Raw genomic sequence first — 4,106 nt, forward strand, 5'->3', positions numbered from 1 at the left:
TCCTGCTCGACGGCTCCAGGATGAACATGGAGGTGGCCGAACAGGGCCTGTCCAGGCCCTGGGGGCTGGGTATCGGTTTCAACCTTGCGGCCCTGGAGGGGATGGATAACCTCGTTCACACCGTGAAGGCCTGGTCCGCCGCAGCTGCTGACGTGAGAATGGCCGGCGGCCCATGGCCCGTCATGAGCAGTGCCGGAAGCGGCAACCACGGGATCACCGCCATCGTACCTCCTTCGGCGGCCGCCCGCGCCTGGGGAAAGTCCGACCGGGAACTGGCCGAGGCTCTGGCCCTGAGCCATCTCGTGACGGGGTTCATCAAGGCTCACACGGGGCGTCTGACCCCCGTCTGCGGGTGCGCCATCGCCGCCGGGGCGGGTGCGGCGGCCGCGCTGGTCCGGCTGGGCGGGGGCACTCCCCGGCAGGCCGAGATAGCCGTCGCGCTGCTATTGTCGTCCCTCCAGGGGATGGTATGCGATGGCGCCAAGGGCTCCTGCGCCCTCAAGGTGGGCACAGCCGCGGCCGAGGCGTGCACTTCGGCGCTGCTTGTCCTGCAGGGCCTGAAAGATCCGGAAGACCAAGGGATGATATCCTCCGACTTCGTTGTGACAGCTAAGAACGTGGGCGATTTCAGCAGGGAAGGGCTCATGTCCGCCGATTCCGCGATAATCCGCATTCTTCAGGACATGGAGGCCGCTTCCAGGGCTCGTTCCTGAGGGGATGGCTTCAGGAGGGGATCACGAGGACGGGGCAGGACGACCGTTCAATGATGGCTTCGCCGGTGCTCCCCACGATGAGCTCCCATAGGTGCCCGTGGACCGAAAGCCCCACCACGAGCATGCCCGGTTTGATCTTATCGACCCTGCGGAGGATCTCCACCTCGGGGTGACCGCCCAGGACCTCGGCGCCCGTGCCGGGGTTCCACTTCTCGACGGTTGCCCGCACTTCCTCCAGCGCCGCGGAGGCGACCTGGAACATCTCCGTCGAGGTGAGGGTGTCCTCCATGAAAAGGGAGTGCAGGATGGTCATCGGGACACTCCTGCCGGCCAGAAGCGTTTTCAGTTCCTTGAAGATGATGTCGGTCCTGGCGGGGGAGAGGTCCGTGGCCACCGTTATCCTCCGGAATGGATCGGGCGGAGGCATGGCACCGCCCGGTGACTTGTAGACAAGATGGGGCAGAGCCATGAGCCGCAAGGAAGGTACCACCACGTCGTCCCTGTCGGCGAAGAGGGCGCAAAGGGAGCATCCCTCGGAATGGGCTATCTCGGGCAGGATCTCGAAGGGGTCGCCGGCCATGACAAATGACCTGTTCCTGATTCCGGTGGAATTCAGTTCCGCCTGTATCACGCCTATCGATCTTTCGGCCTTGTGTATCATGGGTCCCGGGTCCATGTCCCCGAATACCTCGATGACGTGGACCAGGATGAGTTCCGAGGTTGGGTCGGCCACGTTCCGGGCGGTCCAGGCCAGTCCCTTTCGCGAAAGGTCCGAAAGATCAAGCGGGAAGAGTATCTTTCTGAACATGGCGGAGGCCCCCTTTAATTTTGTGCTAGACTAAAATGAGTTTAACAGATGATGGTATACCGTCAAGGATGCCGACGGGTCATCGCTGTTACGAGGAGGCCCCCTTATGAAACTGTCCCAGGATGTCACCTGGCGCCTGCTCAAAGGTTTCGGGTGGATCGTGAACAGGATGCCCCATACCTTTTCAGTCAGGCTTGGGGGGTGGATGGGGATCCTGGTGTGGCTTTTCAGCCGAGCCAGGGTTGACCGTGCCGAGGCCAGGTGCGTCAAGGTCCTCCAGGTCGGTGTCACGTTGGCCAGGGCCATAGTGAAGGAATCTTACCAGAACCTGGGAAGGGGCCTCGCCGAAGTGCTCCGTCTCCCCTCCCTTTGCCCGAATATCCTGAACTATGTCGAAATCCATGGCGAGGAGAACCTCCGGGATGCCCTGGCAAAAGGCAAGGGAGTGGTCGCGTTGACGGCCCACTTCGGGAACTGGGAGTACGCCGCTGCCGTCCTGGCCATGAGGGGTTTTCCCATGAATGCCATTGGCGCCGAACAGAGGGATCCCAGGATCACCGACCTGGTAGTATCGTTGCGTTCATCCTGCGGAGTAAAGACCATGAGCCGGGGGTTCGACCTGAAGGGCGCCGTTCGCTGCTTGAGGGATGGCGAGGTCCTGGGCGTCCTCCTCGACCAGGATTTCGGCGACGACGGCATGGTGGTCCCCTTCATGGGCATGCCGGCGAGCACGCCCTTTGGCCCGGTCAAAATGGCGGACAGGCTCGGGTCCGCCGTCGTTCCCATATTCATAATCAGGCGGCCTGACGGTGTGCGCCACGATCTTTTCATCGAGCCTGCCCTGGAAGAAGCGGGCGGCGCCCCCTTCGGTCAGGACGTGGAGGCTTCCCTGGAATTGTGCAACGACACCCTGGGTGAATGGATAGTCCGTTACCCGGAGCAGTGGATGTGGCTCTACCCAAGGTGGGCCTCGACGACGGGAGATCGCTGAGATGCTCATCGCGCTGGACCCGGGGACCGACAAGTTCGGATGGGCCCTTTCGAGCGACTCGGGCGACCTGCTCCTCTCCGGTCTCTCCGCGGTAGGTGAGCTCGAAGCCTGGGCCGGCGCCGTCCTGCGAGGGGACTTGTTCTACCTTGAAGAAAGGGCGCTTGAAAAGGCTCCCGGCGAAGACGGCCGGGCCTTCCCCGATTTCGTCATCGTCGGTTCCGGTACCGGAAGTGCCGAATGCATAAAAAAGCTGGTTTCTTCGGGGCTTAGGGTTGAAAAGGTATCCGAAGAATTCTCAACGGAAAGAGGAAGGGAGCTCTACTGGCTTATCCATCCCCCGAGGGGACTGAGGCGCCTCCTTCCCAAAGGGCTGCTGGTTCCTCCCCGAACTATTGACGACTTGGCCGCATGGAGCCTGATCCTCCAATATCTTGGCCGCGGTAGGGATCACTTTCGGGTGTGAAGGGCTGACGATTCCGCCGTCCGGCTGGGATGTTGCAGTGGATCAGCCGGTGTTGTAGATCCTCTCCAGGCAGGCTTCGGCCAGGGATTCGAGGCTGGACACCATCCCCTTGGGGTCAAGCCCGGAAGCCTTGTAAGCGAGGGGTAGCTCGGTACAGGCTCCGACCACGGGAAGGGGGCTTTTCTTTTGAAGCCCACGGACTACTTCCGCCATGGCCATCCCCGATTCACCCAGGTGATTTGCTTTCACCAGGGACACAATCTCCTGAAGTTCCTTCTGTACATCTTCATCGGGAAGAAGCAGGTCGTAGCGTTGCCTTTGGGCTTCGCGGCTGTAGATCCCCGAGGCTATGGTCGCCATGGTCGCGATGAGCCACGCCCCCTCGGGGCTCCTTTGCCGGGCCAGTAAAAGGGTCTCTTCGACGATGTGGACGAGGGGCACCTGGAGTTTTTCGCGGAATTGATCGATAAACACGTGGGCCGTACTGCAGGGGATCGCCAGCAGCTCGGCGCCCCACGATTCGATCGTTTTGAGACCCTCAAGGATAAGTGGGGCGGGGTCCTCCCCGCCCCACAATATTGCCGCCGTCCTGTCCGGTACCTGGGGGTTCGACCAGAGGAGGATCTTGGGGTGGTCCTGGTCCCTCTCCGCCCCGGCAAGCTCGGCGAGCAGGCGCAGGAACTCCGCCGTCGCCGCCGGGCCCATGCCTCCAAGCACACCAAGGACTTTATGCGGCTTTTTTGACATCTGCCAATTCACCTTCTGTTTTTGCAACCACGACGGCGACCGCGGCGTCACCGGTGATGTTGATGGACGTCCGGGCCATGTCGAGCACGGCGTCGATCCCCGCCAGGAGACCCACACCCTCCACCGGCAAACCCGCCTGGGTGAGCACCAGGGTCAGCATGATCAGGCCCGCGCCCGGCACCCCGGCCGTTCCAATGGAGGCCAGGGTGGCGGTCAGCAGGATGCCCAACTGCGCGCCGATGGACAGTTCTATCCCGAAGGCCTGGGCCACGAAAAGGGCGCAGACGCCCTGGTATAGGGCGGTGCCGTCCATGTTGATGGTGGCTCCCAGGGGAAGCACGAAGGAGGCTATCTTCTCGGAGACCCCCAGGTTCTCCTGGGTCA

At 62.3% G+C, this 4,106-nt stretch carries 6 protein-coding genes; 3 read left to right on the plus strand and 3 right to left on the minus strand.

The window, feature by feature from the left end; translation table 11 throughout:
* Positions 1-713: serine dehydratase subunit alpha family protein (locus GX108_04435; protein ID NLO56285.1), on the plus strand; the 713-nt coding region annotated here is incomplete at its 5' end.
* 10 nt (positions 714-723) lie between these two features.
* Here the strand turns inward: GX108_04435 and GX108_04440 are convergent.
* Positions 724-1,521, minus strand: a complete 798-nt coding sequence (locus tag GX108_04440) for a universal stress protein (protein ID NLO56286.1) — start codon at positions 1,519-1,521, stop codon at positions 724-726.
* Between the two features lie 106 nt (positions 1,522-1,627).
* On the opposite strand from GX108_04440, the gene GX108_04445 reads away from it, so the two are divergent.
* Positions 1,628-2,512: a lysophospholipid acyltransferase family protein gene (locus GX108_04445; GenBank protein ID NLO56287.1), complete on the plus strand. Its 885-nt coding sequence runs from the start codon at positions 1,628-1,630 to the stop codon at positions 2,510-2,512.
* Position 2,513: 1 nt separating this feature from the next.
* Positions 2,514-2,975, plus strand: coding sequence for an endonuclease (locus GX108_04450; GenBank protein ID NLO56288.1), 462 nt, complete (start codon positions 2,514-2,516; stop codon positions 2,973-2,975).
* 42 nt (positions 2,976-3,017) lie between these two features.
* Here the strand turns inward: GX108_04450 and GX108_04455 are convergent, their stop codons facing one another.
* Positions 3,018-3,722: an aspartate/glutamate racemase family protein gene (locus GX108_04455; GenBank protein NLO56289.1), complete on the minus strand. Its 705-nt coding sequence runs from the start codon at positions 3,720-3,722 to the stop codon at positions 3,018-3,020.
* On the minus strand, positions 3,703-4,106 hold a 404-nt coding region (locus tag GX108_04460), incomplete at its 5' end, for a dicarboxylate/amino acid:cation symporter (protein NLO56290.1). The genes GX108_04455 and GX108_04460, both read right to left, overlap by 20 nt.

It is taken from the genome of Thermovirga sp., assembly GCA_012523215.1.
Lineage (GTDB): Bacteria > Synergistota > Synergistia > Synergistales > Thermovirgaceae > 58-81.

Bases quoted from the DNA above. Each gene is read 5' to 3' on its own strand.
- GX108_04450 (NLO56288.1), top strand. From the start codon at position 2,514: ATGCTCATCGCGCTGGACCCGGGGACCGACAAGTTCGGATGGGCCCTT.
- GX108_04455 (NLO56289.1), bottom strand. From the start codon at position 3,722: ATGTCAAAAAAGCCGCATAAAGTCCTTGGTGTGCTTGGAGGCATGGGC.
- GX108_04440 (NLO56286.1), bottom strand. From the start codon at position 1,521: ATGTTCAGAAAGATACTCTTCCCGCTTGATCTTTCGGACCTTTCGCGA.
- GX108_04445 (NLO56287.1), top strand. From the start codon at position 1,628: ATGAAACTGTCCCAGGATGTCACCTGGCGCCTGCTCAAAGGTTTCGGG.